Annotated in this window: 18 protein-coding genes; 10 read left to right on the top strand and 8 right to left on the bottom strand. The window is 52.3% G+C overall.

Annotation, left to right across the window (positions count from 1 at the left end; translation table 11 throughout):
* Window positions 1-45: 45 nt before the first annotated feature.
* The gene (gene adhE, locus ACYAC5_RS10715; protein ID WP_101764245.1) at window positions 46-2721 is read right to left on the bottom strand and encodes a bifunctional acetaldehyde-CoA/alcohol dehydrogenase; all 2676 of its coding nucleotides are present in this window, start codon (window positions 2719-2721) and stop codon (window positions 46-48) included.
* A 446-nt stretch (window positions 2722-3167) separates the two neighbouring features.
* Between adhE and ACYAC5_RS10710 the strand changes: the two genes are divergently transcribed.
* The 7 genes from ACYAC5_RS10710 to oppF all read left to right on the top strand — a co-directional run bounded on the left by ACYAC5_RS10710 (window position 3168) and on the right by oppF (window position 11780).
* A complete protein-coding gene (locus tag ACYAC5_RS10710) occupies window positions 3168-3815 on the top strand; it encodes a YchE family NAAT transporter (protein ID WP_008106584.1) in 648 nt (215 codons plus the stop codon).
* A gap of 573 nt (window positions 3816-4388) precedes the next feature.
* Window positions 4389-6023 carry an ABC transporter substrate-binding protein gene (locus ACYAC5_RS10705; RefSeq protein WP_462061717.1) on the top strand — a complete coding sequence of 545 codons (1635 nt, stop codon included), beginning with the start codon at window positions 4389-4391 and terminating at the stop codon, window positions 6021-6023.
* 159 nt (window positions 6024-6182) lie between these two features.
* Window positions 6183-7823, top strand: a complete 1641-nt coding sequence (gene oppA, locus ACYAC5_RS10700; RefSeq protein WP_462061716.1) for an oligopeptide ABC transporter substrate-binding protein OppA — start codon at window positions 6183-6185, stop codon at window positions 7821-7823.
* An 80-nt stretch (window positions 7824-7903) separates the two neighbouring features.
* Window positions 7904-8824, top strand: coding sequence for an oligopeptide ABC transporter permease OppB (gene oppB, locus ACYAC5_RS10695; protein WP_007892378.1), 921 nt, complete (start codon window positions 7904-7906; stop codon window positions 8822-8824).
* 15 nt (window positions 8825-8839) lie between these two features.
* Window positions 8840-9748 carry an oligopeptide ABC transporter permease OppC gene (gene oppC, locus ACYAC5_RS10690; protein WP_008106577.1) on the top strand — a complete coding sequence of 303 codons (909 nt, stop codon included), beginning with the start codon at window positions 8840-8842 and terminating at the stop codon, window positions 9746-9748.
* Window positions 9749-9759: 11 nt separating this feature from the next.
* Window positions 9760-10779 (top strand): ABC transporter ATP-binding protein, encoded by a 1020-nt coding sequence (gene oppD / locus ACYAC5_RS10685; protein ID WP_101764249.1) that lies wholly within the window; start codon window positions 9760-9762, stop codon window positions 10777-10779.
* Complete coding sequence (oppF, locus tag ACYAC5_RS10680; RefSeq protein WP_462061715.1) at window positions 10776-11780, top strand: murein tripeptide/oligopeptide ABC transporter ATP binding protein OppF; 1005 nt, start codon at window positions 10776-10778, stop codon at window positions 11778-11780. Before oppD ends, oppF begins: the two co-directional genes overlap by 4 nt.
* A 42-nt stretch (window positions 11781-11822) precedes the next feature.
* Here the strand turns inward: oppF and ACYAC5_RS10675 are convergent, their stop codons facing one another.
* Both ACYAC5_RS10675 and cls read right to left on the bottom strand, forming a co-directional pair.
* Window positions 11823-12152, bottom strand: coding sequence for an HI1450 family dsDNA-mimic protein (locus tag ACYAC5_RS10675; protein ID WP_206098230.1), 330 nt, complete (start codon window positions 12150-12152; stop codon window positions 11823-11825).
* A 37-nt stretch (window positions 12153-12189) separates the two neighbouring features.
* On the bottom strand, window positions 12190-13650 hold the full coding sequence (gene cls / locus ACYAC5_RS10670; protein ID WP_101764252.1) for a cardiolipin synthase: 1461 nt from the start codon (window positions 13648-13650) through the stop codon (window positions 12190-12192).
* 162 nt (window positions 13651-13812) lie between these two features.
* On the opposite strand from cls, the gene ACYAC5_RS10665 reads away from it, so the two are divergent.
* Window positions 13813-13986 (top strand): YciY family protein, encoded by a 174-nt coding sequence (locus ACYAC5_RS10665; protein WP_137385893.1) that lies wholly within the window; start codon window positions 13813-13815, stop codon window positions 13984-13986.
* 190 nt (window positions 13987-14176) lie between these two features.
* Here the strand turns inward: ACYAC5_RS10665 and ACYAC5_RS10660 are convergent, their stop codons facing one another.
* Window positions 14177-14473 (bottom strand): YciI family protein, encoded by a 297-nt coding sequence (locus ACYAC5_RS10660; RefSeq protein ID WP_101764253.1) that lies wholly within the window; start codon window positions 14471-14473, stop codon window positions 14177-14179.
* 205 nt (window positions 14474-14678) lie between these two features.
* Between ACYAC5_RS10660 and tonB the strand changes: the two genes are divergently transcribed.
* Window positions 14679-15407: a TonB system transport protein TonB gene (gene tonB / locus ACYAC5_RS10655; RefSeq protein ID WP_192411714.1), complete on the top strand. Its 729-nt coding sequence runs from the start codon at window positions 14679-14681 to the stop codon at window positions 15405-15407.
* A gap of 54 nt (window positions 15408-15461) precedes the next feature.
* On the opposite strand, the gene yciA is transcribed toward tonB, so the two are convergent.
* From yciA to ACYAC5_RS10635, 4 genes are read right to left on the bottom strand one after another with little or no spacing between them, the layout of a single operon-like run.
* A complete protein-coding gene (gene yciA / locus ACYAC5_RS10650) occupies window positions 15462-15881 on the bottom strand; it encodes an acyl-CoA thioester hydrolase YciA (protein WP_007892397.1) in 420 nt (139 codons plus the stop codon).
* Window positions 15882-15935: 54 nt separating this feature from the next.
* Window positions 15936-16475 (bottom strand): septation protein A, encoded by a 540-nt coding sequence (locus tag ACYAC5_RS10645; protein ID WP_008106564.1) that lies wholly within the window; start codon window positions 16473-16475, stop codon window positions 15936-15938.
* A gap of 58 nt (window positions 16476-16533) precedes the next feature.
* Window positions 16534-17268, bottom strand: coding sequence for a YciC family protein (locus tag ACYAC5_RS10640; protein WP_101764255.1), 735 nt, complete (start codon window positions 17266-17268; stop codon window positions 16534-16536).
* Between the two features lie 27 nt (window positions 17269-17295).
* Window positions 17296-17712, bottom strand: coding sequence for a YkgJ family cysteine cluster protein (locus tag ACYAC5_RS10635; RefSeq protein WP_101764256.1), 417 nt, complete (start codon window positions 17710-17712; stop codon window positions 17296-17298).
* A 246-nt stretch (window positions 17713-17958) separates the two neighbouring features.
* Between ACYAC5_RS10635 and ompW the strand changes: the two genes are divergently transcribed.
* Window positions 17959-18591, top strand: coding sequence for an outer membrane protein OmpW (gene ompW / locus ACYAC5_RS10630; protein WP_064738828.1), 633 nt, complete (start codon window positions 17959-17961; stop codon window positions 18589-18591).
* Window positions 18592-18635 lie beyond the last annotated feature (44 nt).

Below are 18635 nucleotides of genomic sequence, written 5' to 3'. Positions count from 1 at the left end.
AGCCATAAAAAAACCCGCCGTAGCGGGTTTTTTGTTTAAAGCGGTTTAGGCTTTTTTGGTTTTCTTGTCAATTTTCACTTCGGCTTTAACTTCTTGAGCATTCTCACTCAATGACTCAGAGAATTCACGACCGTAGAAGGTATCCAGCATGATTTGTTTTAACTCAGCAATCAGCGGATAGCGTGGGTTCGCACCGGTACATTGGTCATCGAATGCATCCTCAGCCAGTTTGTCCACTTTCGCGAGGAAATCAGCTTCCTGCACGCCCGCTTCGCGGATTGAGGTTGGGATGCCCAACTGCGTTTTCATCTCTTCAAGCCAGGCGAGCAGTTTTTCAATTTTCTGCGCGGTGCGGTCGCCAGCGGCGGAGAGTCCCAGATGGTCAGCAATCTCAGCATAACGACGACGTGCTTGTGGGCGGTCGTACTGGCTGAAAGCCGTTTGCTTAGTCGGGTTGTCATTGGCGTTATAGCGAATGACGTTTGAAATCAGCAGGGCGTTTGCCAGACCGTGTGGAATGTGGAACTCAGAGCCCAGTTTATGCGCCATTGAGTGACACACACCCAGGAAGGCGTTTGCGAACGCAATCCCCGCGATAGTTGCCGCATTGTGAACGCGTTCACGTGCTACCGGATTTTTTGCGCCATCGCGATAACTGGCTGGCAGATTCTCTTTCAACAGTTTCAGTGCTTGCAAGGCCTGACCATCAGAATACTCATTCGCTAATACGGAGACGTATGCTTCAAGTGAGTGCGTTACCGCATCGAGGCCACCGAAGGCGCAAAGTGAACGCGGCATATCCATCACCAGGTTGGCATCAACTATAGCCATATCTGGCGTCAGCGCATAATCCGCTAATGGATATTTCTGGCCGGTCGCATCGTCCGTTACCACGGCAAACGGCGTTACTTCAGAACCCGTACCGGAAGTGGTAGTGATGGCCACCATACGCGCTTTAACACCCATTTTCGGGAACTTATAGATGCGTTTACGGATGTCCATAAAGCGCAGTGCCAGCTCTTCGAAATGCGTCTCAGGATGTTCGTACATCACCCACATGATTTTTGCTGCATCCATCGGTGAACCACCGCCGAGTGCGATAATCACATCAGGTTTAAAGCTGTTCATCTGCTCTGCACCTTTACGGACGATGCTCAGCGTTGGGTCAGCTTCTACTTCGAAGAAGACTTCGGTTTCAATACCGTGAGATTTCAGTACGCGAGTCACCTGATCGGCATAGCCATTATTGAACAGGAAGCGGTCGGTAACGATAAAGGCGCGTTTGGCACCATCAGTTGCCACTTCTTCCAGAGCAATCGGCAGTGAGCCGCGACGGAAGTAAATAGACTTCGGAAGTTTATGCCACAACATATTCTCAGCTCGCTTGGCCACGGTTTTCTTGTTGATGAGATGTTTTGGTCCCACGTTCTCAGAAATGGAGTTACCGCCCCATGAACCACAGCCCAACGTCAGTGATGGAGCCAACTTGAAGTTGTACAGGTCACCGATACCGCCTTGTGACGCCGGCGTGTTAATCAGAATACGCGCGGTCTTCATTTTGTCGCCGAAGTAGTGCACACGCTCAATCTGATTATCCTGATCGGTATACAGACATGAGGTGTGGCCGATACCGCCCATGGTTACCAGTTTTTCAGCTTTATCGACCGCGTCGTGGTAATCCTTCGCCCGGTACATCGCTAAGGTTGGAGAGAGTTTTTCATGCGCGAAAGGCTCTGATTCATCAACCAGTTTCACTTCACCAATCAGAATCTTGGTGGTTGCCGGCACGCTAATTCCCGCCAATTCGGCAATCTTAGTCGCCGGCTGGCCGACAATCGCCGCATTCAGCGCGCCATTCTTCAGAATGATATCCTGAATCGCTTTCAGCTCTTTACCTTGCAACAGATAGCCGCCGTGGCTGGCAAAACGCTCACGTACCGCGTCATAGGCCGAATCAACCACAATTACGGATTGCTCAGACGCACAAATCACACCGTTATCGAAGGTCTTCGACATCAGGATGGATGCGACAGCGCGTTTGATATCCGCTGTTTCATCAATTACGACTGGCGTGTTACCGGCACCAACACCAATTGCGGGCTTACCGGAACTGTAAGCGGCTTTGACCATGCCCGGACCGCCGGTTGCAAGGATCAGGTTGATATCAGGGTGATGCATTAACTGATTAGAAAGCTCGACAGATGGGGTGTCGATCCAGCCGATGATATCTTTTGGCGCACCCGCCGCAATCGCTGCCTGCAGCACAATGTCAGCGGCTTTGTTAGTAGCATCTTTCGCACGTGGATGCGGAGAGAAGATAATGCCGTTACGGGTTTTCAGGCTGATCAGTGCTTTGAAAATCGCCGTAGAAGTTGGGTTTGTGGTAGGAACGATGCCGCAGATCAGGCCAATCGGTTCAGCAATAGTAATCGTGCCGAAGGTGTCATCAGTGGCGAGAATACCGCAGGTTTTTTCATCTTTATAGGCGTTATAGATGTATTCAGAAGCAAAGTGGTTCTTGATGACTTTATCTTCAACAATACCCATACCTGATTCGGCAACGGCCAGCTTGGCCAGTGGAATGCGTGCGTCTGCAGCGGCGAGGGCGGCAGCGCGGAAGATTGCATCAACTTGTTCCTGACTAAAATTAGCGTACTCACGCTGTGCCTTTTTTACACGTTCAACCAGTGCATTAAGTTCGGCAACATTAGTAACGGCCATAGTGCTCTCCTGAAGGAAGTTAAACTCTTTTAGTAAACAAGCCTGAATCCAGAAGTATAGTCACGCTATGCTTATATATTGGGCAGGTTGGCGTCTGTTTTGCCGTTGCTTACTAAAAGGGTTTCCTGGTCAAGATACTTAAGCGTCAGGAAGTTGTTTCGACGGGGTAAGATTACCCCTGATGAGGTAGGTAAATTTTGATGCAGATCAATCCGGATCTAAGCTGACACCTTTCAGCACTAACTTTCGCAAGTAAAGTTAGCGCGATGTGCCATATATTCTGCACGCATCGGCTGCATCGCAATAACCAACGGTTAACAGCAGCTAAATAAACTGGCTCAAAGCCAGACGGATAGCATAAATTTCTGCCGCCACCTCTGGTTTTTCGCCCGGCTTATGCACTACATTAAGCGCGCTTTTCTACTCAGACTTTACCGGAGCCCACTTTGAATCCCGTGCTACTCGATCTTTCCGGCTACATTAAGTTTTTTGTCGGTTTGTTTGCCCTGGTAAATCCGGTAGGTATCATCCCGGTCTTTATCAGCATGACCAGCTATCAGGCGGTGGTTGAACGAAATAAAACCAATCTTACCGCCAACCTGGCTGTGGCCATCATCCTCTGGACGTCACTGTTTCTTGGCGATGGCATCCTGCATCTGTTTGGCATTTCGATAGATTCATTCCGTATTGCTGGCGGTATTCTGGTGGTCACTATCGCGATGTCGATGATCAGCGGAAAACTGGGTGAGGATAAGCAGAACAAGCAGGAGAAGTCAGAGAGCGCTATTCGCGAAAGCATTGGCGTGGTACCGCTAGCGTTACCGTTAATGGCTGGTCCCGGTGCAATTAGTTCAACCATTGTCTGGAGTACGCGTTATCACAGCTGGCAGAACTTAATTGGTTTTAGTATCGCGATTGCCATTTTCGCCTTTTGCTGTTGGCTGCTGTTCCGCGCAGCACCGTTGATGGTGCGGGTGCTTGGACAAACCGGGATTAACGTGATTACCCGTATTATGGGCTTGTTGTTAATGGCGTTGGGCATCGAGTTTATTGTTACAGGTATGAAATCTATTTTTCCTGGTTTGCTGAATTAAACGAAGTTATTTTTTTCTTTTAAGAGATTTCACGATCCAAAATGGTGCATATCTTCATTTTATTGCACCATTTTGGTTAATTTATTCATTAGCCTTAACTGCAAACGTCCAGCATCACTTTTACTACTATCCTCATCCCATCCGAGTAAAACCTCACACTAAACTGTGATAATCGTCACAGATAATTGTTCTGCACATATCTTTGAAATTAGCATTTGAGAAAAGTTGATAAGTTAATCGATGACTCTTTATGCGGATAATGGCTAATTTTATAGTCGAATTCGTAAAAATCATATTGAAAGAACAATAACGAGTAAATTACATGCAGTTATCCTACAAATAACTTTAAAATCATTTGGTTAATCGATAATTCAATAAAAGAATTAACACTTTTCCTACTCACCCGAACGTGATAAAAGAGAATCTGCTAACATTTTTGCAGTTTAGCTTTGGCGTGCGGGCATCTGTTCTGATAATTTTCGGCACATCACAAATTTTTTATATGATAGTGACAAATGTGTACGCTTCTTGCTTACAGGCTATCAGGCTTATGATTAAGGTTGATATTTGTTGATGAAATGCATGGTAGCGAAAACGGCAGTACGTTCAGTGCTTGCCCTCTGCCTTACAGGCGCACTGGCAGCAAGCCAGGCAGCCCAAATTCCCGCGGGCACGCAATTATCTGAATTACAGCGTATCGTGATTAATAATGGCAGTGAGGTGGCAACGCTTGATCCGCAGAAAGCAGAAGGCGTGCCGGAATCCAATGTCATGCGTAATTTACTGGAAGGCCTGGTTGAAACCGATAATAACGGTCAACTCGTCCCCGGTGTCGCTAAGCAATGGCAAAGCGAAGAAGGGCGCATCTGGATTTTCACGCTGCGTGACGATGCGCGCTGGAGTAACGGCCAGGCTGTTACTGCTCAGGATTTCGTCTACAGCTGGCAGCGCCTGGCCGATCCTAAAACTGCTTCGCCTTACGCCAGCTACTTACAGGCTGCGCATTTGGCGAACGTTGACGCCATTCTGTCTGGCAAAGCCGCACCGTCTGAACTCGGCGTTAAAGCCCTCGACGATCGTCATCTGCAAATCACCCTTTCTGAACCCGTTCCCTATTTTGTAGCTATGCTGGCTCACAGCGCGATGAAACCGGTCTATCGTCCGGCGATAGAGCAGTGGGGCGAGCAGTGGACACAGCCGCAACACTATGTTGGCAACGGCGCTTTTACGCTGGCGGAGTGGGTGGTAAATGAAAAAATCGTGGTGAAACGCAATCCACAGTATTGGGATAATGCCCACACGGTGATGGAAGAGGGCGTATTTTTACCGCTCTCCTCAGAGAACAGCGATATCAACCGCTATCGCAGCGGTGGCACTGATATGACCAACAGCGTGGTGCCGCCGGAAATGTTCAAAAAGTTACAGCAGGATCTCGGCGATGAGGTCAAAATTAGCCCACTGCTGTGCACCTTCTATTACGAAATCAATAACAAAAAAGCGCCATTCGATGACGCGCGCGTACGTGCCGCGCTAAAGTTAACCCTCGATCGCGACATCATTGCGCAGAAGATCATGGGCCAGGGCCAGATTCCTGCCTACGGATTGACGCCGCCGTTTACCCACGGTATCACGCTTTCCCCACCGGCCTGGGCGCAACAAACGCAGTCCGAGCGTAATGCCAGCGCCAAACAGTTATTAGCCGATGCCGGCTTTAATCAGCAAAACCCGCTGCGTTTTACGCTGCTGTACAACACCTCCGAACAAAACAAGAGACAGGCGATTGCTGCGGCCTCGATGTGGCAGAAAAATTTGGGGGCGGTGGTGTCATTGCAGAACCAGGAGTGGAAAACGCTGCTGGAGACGCGCCATCAGGCGCAGTATGACGTGGTACGCGCCACATGGTGCGCGGATTACAATGAACCTTCTACCTTCCTGAATATGCTGTTGAGCAGTTCATCCAATAACACCGCGTTTTACCACAGCCCGGCGTTTGACCAGTTGATGAAGCAAACATTAACCAGCGCAGACGAAGCAAAGCGCGCCTCGCTTTATCAGCAGGCGGAAGCGCAACTCGATAAAGACTCGCCAATCGTACCTGTCTATTACCGCGTTAGCGTGCGGTTGGTAAAACCCTGGGTGGGCGGTTTTACCGGCAAGGATCCGCAGGACATGCTGGCGTTGAAATACTATTACATAAAGAAACATTGAGTAATGGGCCGATCCGGCGCTACAGTCGGGCGGCACTTTACCGTGGTAAACCCTGAAGGGTGATTAGGGTCTTCGTTCAGACACGCGAAGATCACCTGGAAACGGGGTACGCCGGGCGTTAAATCGACCCGGTAAAGATAATAAAACTGGAGCGTAATAATGAACAACATCACAAAAAAAAGCCTGATTGCCGTGGGCGTATCAGCCGCAATCGGCGCGCTGGCAGGGAATGCCGCGCTGGCAGCAACAGTGCCAGCAGGCGTTGAATTGGCAGCAAAACAGGAACTGGTTCGCGGTAACGGCGATGAAGTACAGTCGCTGGATCCCCACAAGATTGAAGGTGTACCCGAAGACAACATCGCGCGTGACCTGTATGAAGGTTTAATCACCAGCGACAGCGATGGCAAACCGGTACCGGGCGTGGCAGAAAGCTGGGAAAACAAAGATTTCAAAGTCTGGACTTTCCACCTGCGCAAGAACGCAAAATGGTCCAACGGTGAGCCGGTTACTGCACAAGATTTCGTATATAGCTGGCAGCGCCTGGTCGATCCGAAAACCGCATCGCCTTATGCCAGCTATCCGCAATACGGCCACATCGTCAATGTTGACGACATCATCGCCGGTAAAAAGCCAACTTCCGAGCTGGGCGTAAAAGCCATCGACGATCACACGCTGGAAGTGACGCTGAGCGAGCCCGTGCCGTACTTCTATAAACTGCTGATCAACTCCGTGATGTCTCCGGTGTATAAGCCGGCGATCGACAAATTTGGCGATCAGTGGACCCAGCCGCAAAACTGGGTCGGAAACGGCGCCTTCAAACTTGAATCCCACGTGATCAACGAACGCGTAACGCTGGTGCGTAACCCGCAGTATTGGGATAACGAGCACACCGTGCTGAACAAAGTCACCTTCCTGCCAATTAACTCCGAAGTCAGCGACGTTAACCGTTACTTCTCTGAGAACGGCAGCGATATCACTTACAACAACATGCCTATCGAGCTGTTCAAAAAACTGCAGCGTGACAACGGCAAAGAGTTGATGGTCAAGCCATACCTGTGCACCTATTACTACGAAATCAATAACCAGAAAGCGCCATTCACCGATCCACGCGTGCGTACCGCGCTGAAACTCGGTCTGGATCGCGACATCATGGTGAACAAGGTTCTGGCACAAGGTCAGCAACCGGCTTACAGCTTCACCCCGCCAGCCACCGATGGCATGGAACTGCTGCCGCCGGATTGGTTCAAGTGGGATCAGAACAAGCGTAACGAAGAAGCGAAAAAGCTGCTGGCTGAAGCGGGTTACACCGCGGATAAACCGCTGACCTTCAACCTGCTGTACAACACCTCCGATCTGCACAAGAAACTGGCGATCGCCGCCTCTTCTATCTGGAAGAAAAACATCGGCGTGAACATTAAGCTGGAAAACCAGGAGTGGAAAACCTTCCTCGACACGCGTCATCAGGGCAACTTTGATGTCTCTCGTGCGGCATGGTGTGCGGATTACAACGAACCGACTTCATTCCTGAACATCATGCTGTCTGACAGCAGCAGTAACACCTCGCATTACAAAAGCGCTGACTTCGATAAAGTTATTCACGATGCGGTTAAAGCCACAGACGATAAAGCGCGCGTAGCGGATTATCAGAAAGCTGAGCAGATTCTGGATAAAGACAGCACCATTGTACCGGTTTACTACTACGTCAATGCGCGTTTGGTGAAACCTTACGTGGGCGGTTACACCGGCAACGATCCGCTGGATAAAACCGTCGATAAAAACCTGTATATCATTAAACATTAATAGCACTCAGGCTATCGACAGTGGCGGTGCTGCGGCACCGCCTTTTTACTTTGTGAAGCAACAGCCTGGTAGGTACGGCAATGTTAAAATTCATCCTGCGTCGGCTCCTTGAAGCCATCCCGACGCTGTTTATCCTCATCACCATCTCTTTCTTTATGATGCGACTGGCACCCGGCAGTCCATTTACCGGCGAACGTGTCCTCTCGCCGGAAGTGATGGCGAATATCGAAGCGAAGTACCATCTCAACGATCCCATTGGCAAACAGTACCTGAGCTACCTGGTGCAGTTGGCACATGGCGACTTTGGCCCTTCGTTTAAATACAAAGATTACTCGGTCAATTATCTGGTCGGCCACGCCTTCCCGGTGTCAGCCAAACTTGGTCTGGCTGCCTTCTTCCTCGCCGTGGTGCTGGGCGTAACGGCTGGCGTGATCGCCGCCCTGAAGCAAAACAGTTTGTGGGATTATGCCGTGATGGGGGTCGCGATGACCGGCGTGGTGATCCCCAGCTTTGTCGTGGCACCGTTACTGGTGCTGGTGTTTGCGATTACCTTACGCTGGCTACCAGGCGGCGGCTGGAACGGCGGCCAATGGAATTACATGTTGCTGCCGATGGTGGCGCTGTCGCTGGCCTACATCGCCAGCATCGCGCGTATTACCCGTGGTTCGATGATTGAAGTGATGCATTCAAACTTCATCCGTACCGCGCGCGCTAAAGGACTGCCATTGCGTCGTATCGTGCTGCGTCACGCGCTGAAGCCTGCCATGTTGCCGGTGCTTTCCTATATGGGACCGGCGTTTGTCGGCATCATCACCGGTTCCATGGTGATTGAATCCATCTATGGTTTGCCGGGCATCGGCCAGCTGTTCGTTAACGGGGCATTGAACCGTGACTACTCGCTGGTGATGAGTCTGACCATTCTGGTTGGCGTGCTGACCATTCTGTTTAACGCGATCGTTGATGTGCTGTACGCCGTGATCGATCCGAAAATCCGTTACTGATTGTGGAGCTCGCCCATGATGTTAAGTAAAAAAAACAGCGAAGCTCTGGATGCCTTCAGTGAAAAACTGGAAGTCGAAGGGCGCAGCCTCTGGCAGGATGCGCGTCGCCGCTTTATTCACAACCGTGCAGCCTTCATCAGCCTGCTGGTGCTGCTGGTGATCACTTTGTTCGTGGTGTTCGCCCCGATGTTGTCGCAGTTCAAATATGACGACACCGACTGGGCGATGATGTCTGCCGCGCCGGATACCGTCTCCGGCCACTGGTTTGGCACCGATTCATCGGGTCGCGACCTGCTGGTGCGTGTTGCGATTGGTGGCCGTATCTCGCTGATGGTGGGCATTGCCTCCGCGCTGATCGCGGTGCTGGTGGGCACGCTGTATGGCTCACTGGCGGGTTATCTGGGCGGTAAAATCGACTCGGTGATGATGCGTATTCTGGAGATCCTCAACTCCTTCCCGTTCATGTTCTTCGTTATCCTGCTGGTAACCTTCTTTGGTCGCAACATTCTGCTGATCTTTGTGGCGATCGGCATGGTGTCGTGGCTGGATATGGCGCGTATCGTACGTGGGCAGACGCTGGGCCTGAAGCGCAAAGAGTTCATCGAAGCGGCGCAGGTCGGCGGTGTGAGCACCTTCAAAATCGTGCTGCGTCACATTGTGCCAAACGTATTAGGCGTGGTGGTGGTGTATGCCTCGCTGCTGGTGCCGAGCATGATCCTGTTCGAATCTTTCCTCAGCTTCCTTGGCCTCGGCACTCAGGAACCGCTGAGCAGTTGGGGCGCATTGCTGAGCGATGGCGCCAACTCGATGGAAGTGTCGCCGTGGTTACTGATGTTCCCGGCAGGTTTCCTCGTGGTCACGCTGTTCTGTTTTAACTTTATCGGCGATGGCTTGCGTGATGCCCTCGACCCGAAAGATCGTTAAGGAGTTTCCCGATGACCATTCATGAATTTCAGCCAGCCCTGGCTGCACGTGCGGGAAACAATAACCTGCTGCTTGATGTAAAAGACCTGCGCGTCACCTTCAGCACCCACGATGGCGATGTCACCGCTGTGAACGACCTCAACTTTTCACTGCATGCGGGTGAAACGCTGGGCATTGTTGGCGAATCCGGCTCGGGGAAATCGCAAACCGCGTTTGCCTTGATGGGCCTGCTGGCAAAAAATGGGCGCATTGGCGGTTCAGCGAAATTTAACGGCGCAGAGATCCTCAATCTGCCGGAAAGCAAGCTCAACAAACTGCGCGCAGAGCAGATTGCGATGATCTTCCAGGATCCAATGACGTCGCTTAACCCTTACATGCGCGTCGGCGAGCAGTTGATGGAAGTGCTGAAGCTGCATAAAGGCATGAACAGCGCGCAGGCGTTCGAAGAATCGGTGCGCATGCTGGATGCGGTGAAAATGCCGGAAGCGCGTAAGCGTATGAAGATGTTTCCGCATGAGTTCTCGGGCGGTATGCGTCAGCGTGTGATGATTGCGATGGCGCTGCTGTGTCGGCCGAAGCTGCTGATTGCCGATGAGCCGACTACGGCGCTCGACGTGACCGTACAGGCGCAGATCATGACGCTGCTGAATGAGCTGAAGCGCGAATTCAATACCGCAATTGTGATGATTACCCACGATCTCGGCGTGGTAGCGGGTATCTGTGACAAAGTGCTGGTGATGTACGCCGGTCGTACCATGGAATATGGCCGTGCACGTGATGTGTTCTATCATCCTGCCCATCCATACTCGATTGGCTTGCTGAGTGCGGTGCCGCGTCTGGATGCTGAGGAGGGCGAGTCGCTGACCACCATTCCAGGCAACCCGCCAAACCTGCTGCGCCTGCCGCAAGGCTGTCCGTTCCAGCCTCGCTGCGCCTACGCCATGGACATTTGTGCCAAGGCACCGCCGCTGGAGCCTTTCGCTGAAGGTCGCTTACGTGCCTGCTTCAAGCCGGTGGAGGAGTTAGTATGAGCACCGTAGTCGAAGGGAAAAAAGTCCTGCTGGAGATCGCCGACCTTAAGGTGCACTTTGAGATTAAGGATGGCAAACAGTGGTTCTGGCAGCCACCGCATACCCTAAAAGCAGTCGATGGCGTCAGCCTGCGTTTGTACGAAGGTGAAACGTTGGGCGTAGTAGGCGAATCAGGCTGCGGTAAATCAACGCTGGCCCGCGCCATCATTGGCCTGGTAAAAGCCACAGAAGGGCGCGTTGCCTGGTTAGGACGCGATCTGCTCGGGCAAAGCCAGGAGCAATGGCGTCAGGCGCGCAGCGATATCCAGATGATTTTCCAGGATCCGCTGGCATCGCTCAATCCGCGTATGACCATTGGCGATATCATTGCGGAACCGCTGCGCACCTATTACCCGAAGATGCCGGGCCAGCAAGTGAAGGATAAGGTGAAAACCATGATGATGAAGGTTGGGTTGTTACCTAACCTCATCAACCGCTATCCGCACGAGTTCTCGGGCGGCCAGTGTCAGCGTATTGGCATCGCGCGGGCGCTGATTCTCGAGCCGAAGCTGATCATCTGCGATGAGCCGGTATCGGCGCTGGACGTGTCGATTCAGGCGCAGGTCGTTAACCTGTTGCAGCAATTGCAGCGAGAAATGGGGCTGTCACTGATCTTTATCGCGCACGATTTGGCGGTGGTAAAACACATCTCCGATCGCGTGCTGGTGATGTATCTCGGGCATGCGGTTGAGCTGGGTACTTACGATGCGGTGTATAACAATCCGCAGCATCCGTACACCCGCGCGCTGATGTCAGCGGTGCCGATTCCCGATCCGGACCTGGAGAAGAACAAGCAAATCCAGCTGCTGGAAGGAGAGCTGCCATCGCCGATCAATCCGCCATCGGGATGCGTGTTCCGCACCCGTTGCCCGATTGCCGGACCAGAGTGCGCGAAAACCCGGCCGCTGCTGGAAGGCAGCTTCCGTCATGCGGTCTCTTGTTTAAAAGTCGATCCGCTGTAAATGAAAACGCCGGGCGATTGCCCGGCGTTTTTTGTCTGTCGCTTACTCGCGCCACAGGATGTGGCAGAGTTTGTTATCTTTCTCGCGGCAAAGCAGGACGCGTGCGAACACATCAGTGATCGGCTCGCCGTCGGCTTCACCTAAGCCAATCACCACTTCTGCGAAGAAGTCTGGGTTGAGATCGAAATCAACATGTTCCTGCCAGTCTTCCGCAGGATCGAACAGTTCCGCGCCACCGCGCTCTTCAAACTGCAGATTGAACAGAATAATGTCAGCGGGATCGAGATTGTCGCCAGCCAGCTCAAGAAAAATATCGTAAGCCTGCTCCAGCGTTTCATCTTCAGTAAGGCGATTATTTAAATCCATGGTCATTCCTGCTTGCCCTGAGGCGGTAATATTTTCGCTCGTTTTACAGTAAAGGACTAAAGAAGTAAAACAGTCGTTCAACGATGCGTTGCCACCAGGCACGTTTAGCCCAGCGAGCACCATCCAGTAAGCGTGAGCGGGCGATGTAATCATCCTGCACGGTAGCGAGATCGCTGCCAAAGCCGTCATCATCAACCACCAAGGTGATCTCAAAGTTGAGCCACAGGCTGCGCATATCCAGATTAACCGTGCCGACCAAACTCAGCTGCCCGTCAACCAGCACACTTTTGGTATGCAATAGGCCATCTTCAAACTGGTAAATCTTCACGCCGGCTTCCAGCAGTTCGGTGAAGAAGGCACGACTCGCCCAGCCTACCAGCAGCGAATCATTATGGCGCGGCACAATGATGCTCACTTCCACACCGCGTAACGCTGCGGTACAGATGGCGTGCAGCAGGTCATCGCTCGGCACAAAGTAGGGCGTGGTCATAATCAGCTGCTGACGCGCGGAGTAGACCGCTGTGAGTAACGCCTGATGGATCATATCTTCCGGAAAGCCGGGCCCAGAAGCGATCACCTGAATGGTATGCCCGCTCTCCTGTTCGAAGGGCATCACGTTGCCATCCGGCGCGGGCGGCAGAATGCGTTTACCGGTTTCAATCTCCCAGTCGCAGGCATACACAATGCCCATGGTGGTTGCCACCGGGCCTTCCATGCGCGCCATCAGGTCAATCCATTGGCCCACGCCGGCTTCCTGCTTAAAGAAGCGTGGATCAACCAGATTCATGCTGCCGGTATAAGCGATGTAGTTATCGATCAGCACCACTTTACGATGCTGTCGCAAGTCCATGCGGCGCAGGAAAACACGCAGCAGGCTTACCTGCAATGCTTCAACCACGTCGATGCCGGCATTGCGCATCATGTTGACCCACGGACTGCGGAAGAAGGTGACGCTGCCCGCTGAATCCAGCATCAAACGGCAATGTACACCGCGACGCGATGCGGCCATCAGCGATTCCGCCACTTCATCGGCCAGCCCGCCGGGATGCCAGATATAGAACACCATCTCGATATTATGCCGTGCCAGCTGGATATCACGGATCAGTGCGTGCATCACGTCATCGGAGTTGGTCAGCAACTGCAGCTGATTACCTTTCACGCCGGCGATGCCCTGACGATGGCGGCACAAATCAAACAGGGACCGCGCCACGTCGCTGTGTTCAGTGGCGAAGATATGACGGCACTGTTTGAGATCGTTAAGCCATTTGGCGGTGGAGGGCCACATGGTGCGCGCGCGTTCGGCACGCCTTTTACCTAAATGCAGCTCACCAAAAGAGAGATAAGCGATTATACCCACCAGCGGTAGAATGTAGATGATCAGCAGCCAGGCCATTGCTGAGGTGACTGCGCGGCGTTTCATCAGAATACGTAGCGTGACACCCGCAATCAGCAGCCAGTAACCAAACAGCAGCAACCAACTGATTAGGGTATAAAATGTGGTCATTAAGTGGACGTCCTGTTCGCGCTTTGTTGTGCAAAGTTTACGTGCTGATCACAGGGAGTGAAACCTTTAATCGTGAATGACGTTTCGATGAAGCTTTCGATTTGGCATTTCCTGGCAGATCTTTATAATGCCTGCCGAGTTTAGCCTGTCTGAGAGGATGTGATGAGACGCAGCAAAAATGAAGTGGCGCGCTGGAGAATGTTACGGCAGGTACACCGTCGTCGTTCTCGCTGGCTGGAAGGGCAGTCGCGTCGTTATAAGCGCATCCATACCATTCGTCATCAGGTGGCGCAGCAACATCGCCGCTCCATCCTGTTTATCTCGCAAATGGACTGATGGGTTTACGCGGCCATCATGCGCCGCGTAGCACCCGGATGACATTGACCATCTCTACTGCCGCTGCCAGCACAATTAACATCACAACGTGCTGACGAGCGTTGCGCCAGCCTTGCTGACGCCATAGCCAAAGTGCTCTGCCGATGAAAGCGAATGCTATCACCAGCAGTAAAACTGACAACCACATAGATTAGAAAACGCGTTTGAACGGTTTGACCGCGACTTTCTCATACACGCCTGCGGCAATGTAGGGATCATCCTTGGCCCATGATTCCGCGACTTCCAGCGAAGAGAATTCGGCGATGATCACGGAACCGCTGAAACCGGCCGGGCCTGGATCGTTGCTGTCAACTGCTGGCAGCGGACCCGCAGCAATCAGTCGACCTTCATCTTGCAACAGCTTCAAACGAGCAAGATGCGCGGGACGTACCGAGTTGCGTTTTTCCAGTGAATCAGCGGTATCTTCCGCATAAATGACGTAAAGCACGATGGGATACTCCCGTTAGACTTGCCGAAATTGCGTGACACGTTAAGTGATCGTTAATCAGAGTGCAAACGAAAGATAAATACGCTGTCATTCAGCGCAATCAGGGTTAAAAAAGACCTTTCTGCGGGGCGCTTGCACATCGCTTATTGAAACTGATTGCTATTTGCATTTAAAATCTGCGCTTCACTCAATGAACATGAATGATATGACCACGTTGACTACGCCTTTACCTTCACGTACCCCCATTGCTGTAATTTTATCCGTGGTACTTCACGGTTCGTTGATCGCTGGCATTCTCTATGCATCTTTTCATCAGGTGATTGAAGTTCCAAAAGCGTCCCAGCCTATCAGCGTTTCGCTGGTGGCTCCGGAAGTGCAACCCGAACCTGCGCCTGCTCAGGTCACGCCGCCGCCACCTGAACCTGAGCCGGAGCCTGAAGTGGCGCCAGAGCCGCCGAAGGTTGAGCCGGTACCGATTCCTAAGCCGGAGCCTAAGCCGAAGCCAAAACCTAAACCGAAGCCAAAGGTTGAAAAGAAGGTTGAGCCGAAACCGCGTCAGCAAGTGAAGCCGCAGGAAAATCCGTTTAAGCAGGAAGCGGCAACCACGCAGACGCGTCCAACAACCGCGCCGAAAGCCAATCCGACCGCAACGCCGAGCATCTCAGATGGTCCGAAAGCGATGAGCGTCAGCAAGCCTGCCTATCCGGCACGTGCGTTCGCGCTGCGTGTTGAGGGACGTGTGCGGGTGCAGTTTGACGTTGATAGCGACGGTCGTGTGGATAACGTCCAGATTTTGTCGGCAGAACCGCGCAACATGTTCGAGCGCGAAGTGAAGCAGGCGATGAAGAAGTGGCGTTATCAGCCAGGTCGTCCGGGCAAGAATCTCACCATGAACATCGTATTCCGCATCAATGGTGGCGCCAATATCGAATGAGCACTCGTGGCTGAGAGGTAAAAAGAAAGCGGTCAGATGACCGCTTTTTTAATGTTACAGATCGCTTAAATTGCTTCTGCCGGGCGGCAGCGGGCGAGATTGCCCGGTATTGTCGACGGCGACGTAGACAAACACCGCTTCGGTTGCGCAGTAGGTCTGTCCAATCGGTTCGGACGACACTTTCTTGATCCACACTTCGACGTTTATGGTCATGGAACTGTTGCCGGTGCGGATGCAGCGTGCGTAGCAGCTCACCACATCGCCAACCGCCACCGGTTTAAGGAACGTCATTCCGTCCACGCGCACGGTGACGACACGTCCTTCGGCAATCTCTTTCGCCTTAATTGCGCCGCCCATGTCCATCTGCGACATCAACCAGCCACCAAAGATATCTCCGTTGGCATTGGTATCCGCTGGCATGGCCAGGGTACGCAACACCATCTCGCCTTGCGGCGACTTATGTTTTTCGTCCATTGCTCAGTTCTTCTGCAGGTGAAGAGAAGCCCGACGCTGTCGGGCGGAGTGGCATTATTTTTGTTCTTGTTGCGGCATCTGTCGCCAGATATACACGCCGCTTAACAGGGTAAAGAGTAGGGTCAGGCCGGTCAGACCGAACACCTTAAAGTTAACCCAAAATTCCTGCGATAACCAAAACGCAACATAAATATTCGCTAAGCCGCAGGCGAGAAAGAAGATTGCCCAGGCAATGTTGAGATTGCGCCACACGCCTGAAGGCAGTTGTAACTCTTTGCCCAGCATGGTTTGAATCAGCGGTTGCTTCATAAACCACTGGCTGTAGAGCAGCGCGACGGCAAACAGCGAATAGATCACCGTGACTTTCCATTTGATGAATTCATCGTTATGGAACACCAGCGTCAGCGTGCCGAATACCGCGACCAGCACAAAGGTAAAAATGGTCATTTTTTCCAGCTTGCGGTAGAGCACCCAACTGACGACCAGCGCCAGACCGGTGGCAACGATCAGTGCGCCGGAGGCGACAAAGATGTCGTACAGCTTGTAGAAGATGAAGAAAACCACCAGGGGAAGAAAATCGAGTAACTGCTTCATAGCGTTTCCAAATAGGCAGGAGCGTACAGTTATGGCGCCCGGGTGAGCGCCATAACGATTAACGTAACAGCATATACAGCCGGTACAGATAGATAATCAGCACTGCGGAGACCAGGTTACCCAGCGCGTTCAACACCACGGAGGCGATATTGGCGGGCAGCACGGTCAGCGATGAAAAGAAGAACATCAGCACAATTTTGGCCAGCAGCCACAGCACAATAGCTGGTGCGATAACCTTAATATTCTTCCAGGCGAGACGCATGCTGGCACGCATCGCGCCAATCACGCCGAGCTTCTCATTGGCGAGAATCACCGGTGCCAGTGAAAACAGGATCGCCAGAATCACGCCCGGTACCATCAGCACCATAAAGCCCAATTGAACCAGCAGGGTGATCAGGAAGGTCTGCAGCAGCAGCTTTGGCAGGATGGGCGCAGATGCGCCAATAGCGCGCAGCGCGCTGACGCGTTGTCCGCCCGATACCATTGGGATTAGAAGCAGCATGCCACCCAGCAGCAGCGTGTTGCCAATCAACGCAGCGAACGTGCCTGCAGCGGAAGCGCGCAGCAAAATACGCTGCTGATCCGGAGACATATTTTGTACCAGCTCAAACAGCGACGATGCGCTGTCATCGGACTGGCTCAACAACGAGAGCTGGTCTTCACCTGGCGTTAACGCGTGGCCGACGATCACAGTAATGAACGAGGTCAGCAGCGCCAGCAGTAAAATAGTAACCAGCTGATGGCGCAAAAAATTTCCTGTGTCACGGTATAACGAGCTTGCCGTGATAGACATGTAAACTCCTTGAAAGAACCGGATTAATTAACCCGGCGATTGTACATGTTCTACTGGCGTGCTGGCACCCGCATTGGGATAACTTTCTGTCATAACAGGTAAAGAAGGGTGAAAAAGCGCAGGAAGACCGTAGCGAGCACGGGCGCGATCGCAAGCTTCGTTCTGTTCACCGTTCTCGCCGGACATCGAAAACTCCCGACAGGGCGAAGGGCGCTGCTGATAAATACCGCAGGAGACGCAGCCGCCGACGTCGCCCTGCAGCGCAATACAGCGCGGCTGGCGTTGGTTGGTGCCGCGCATATTGCGCATAAATGGGGTTAACGGTTCTGTTAATTCAACGGGAACAGCACCGGCGCCATCATCGGCTTCGGCCCAGTAAAAAGAGACACGGAAGTGCGCGCAGCATGCGCCACAGGTCACGCAAGGATTTAGTGAATCGCTCATCTGATCGCCCGCCACCTTTAAGGTATCGAACCAAAATCACACAGGGGAAAGTTAAAATAGTCACGGCGAAAAATTTTCGCAAGCGGACTTTTATTACGCGCTGTAAAGCCAAAATTGATCTGAATCAATTCATTGTTTTTTAAGTGATTAATTTAGATTGATGCAGATGATCTTTTACCAAAAAAGGGGTAAATGTTGTGCCGCATTCAACATTGAGACCCATCTTTATTTGGCAAAGGAGTGATTATGAAACTGGCAAAATGCGCACTGCTGATGGCGCTGGCAATTCCGCAACTGGCTCTGGCTCATGAAGCCGGTGATTTCTTTATGCGTGCAGGTAGCGCCACCGTTCGTCCGACTGAAGGCTCTGACAATGTGCTGGGTATGGGCGGCTTTAACGTTAGCAACGATACGCAGCTGGGCTTGACCTTCACCTATATGGCAACGGATAACATCGGCGTTGAGCTGCTGGCTGCAACCCCGTTCCGTCATAAGGTTGGACTGGGCGCCACCGGTAATCTGGCCACCGTGCGTCAGCTGCCGCCGACCTTAATGGCGCAGTACTATTTCTTTGATAGCAAAAGTAAAGTCCGCCCGTACGTTGGCGTCGGTATCAACTACACCACCTTCTACGATGCCAAATTCAACCAAACGGGTGAGGATGCCGGATTAAGCGACCTGAGCGTGAAAGACTCGTGGGGCATGGCGGGCCAGGTCGGTCTGGATTATCAAATCAACCGCGACTGGATGCTGAATGCCTCGCTGTGGTACATGGATATTGATACCGAAGTGAAATTTAAAGCTGGCGGTGAGCAGCAAAACATCAACACGCGTATCGATCCGTGGGTGTTCTTCTTTGGTGCGGGATATCGATTCTAATCGGCAACCAGAAATGAAGCGGGCGACCAGAAGGTCGCCCGTTG

It is taken from the genome of Pantoea sp. y20 (assembly GCF_054903455.1).
The sequence above is the reverse complement of the archived record's forward strand: the minus strand, read 5'-3'. Positions and strand labels throughout refer to the sequence as shown.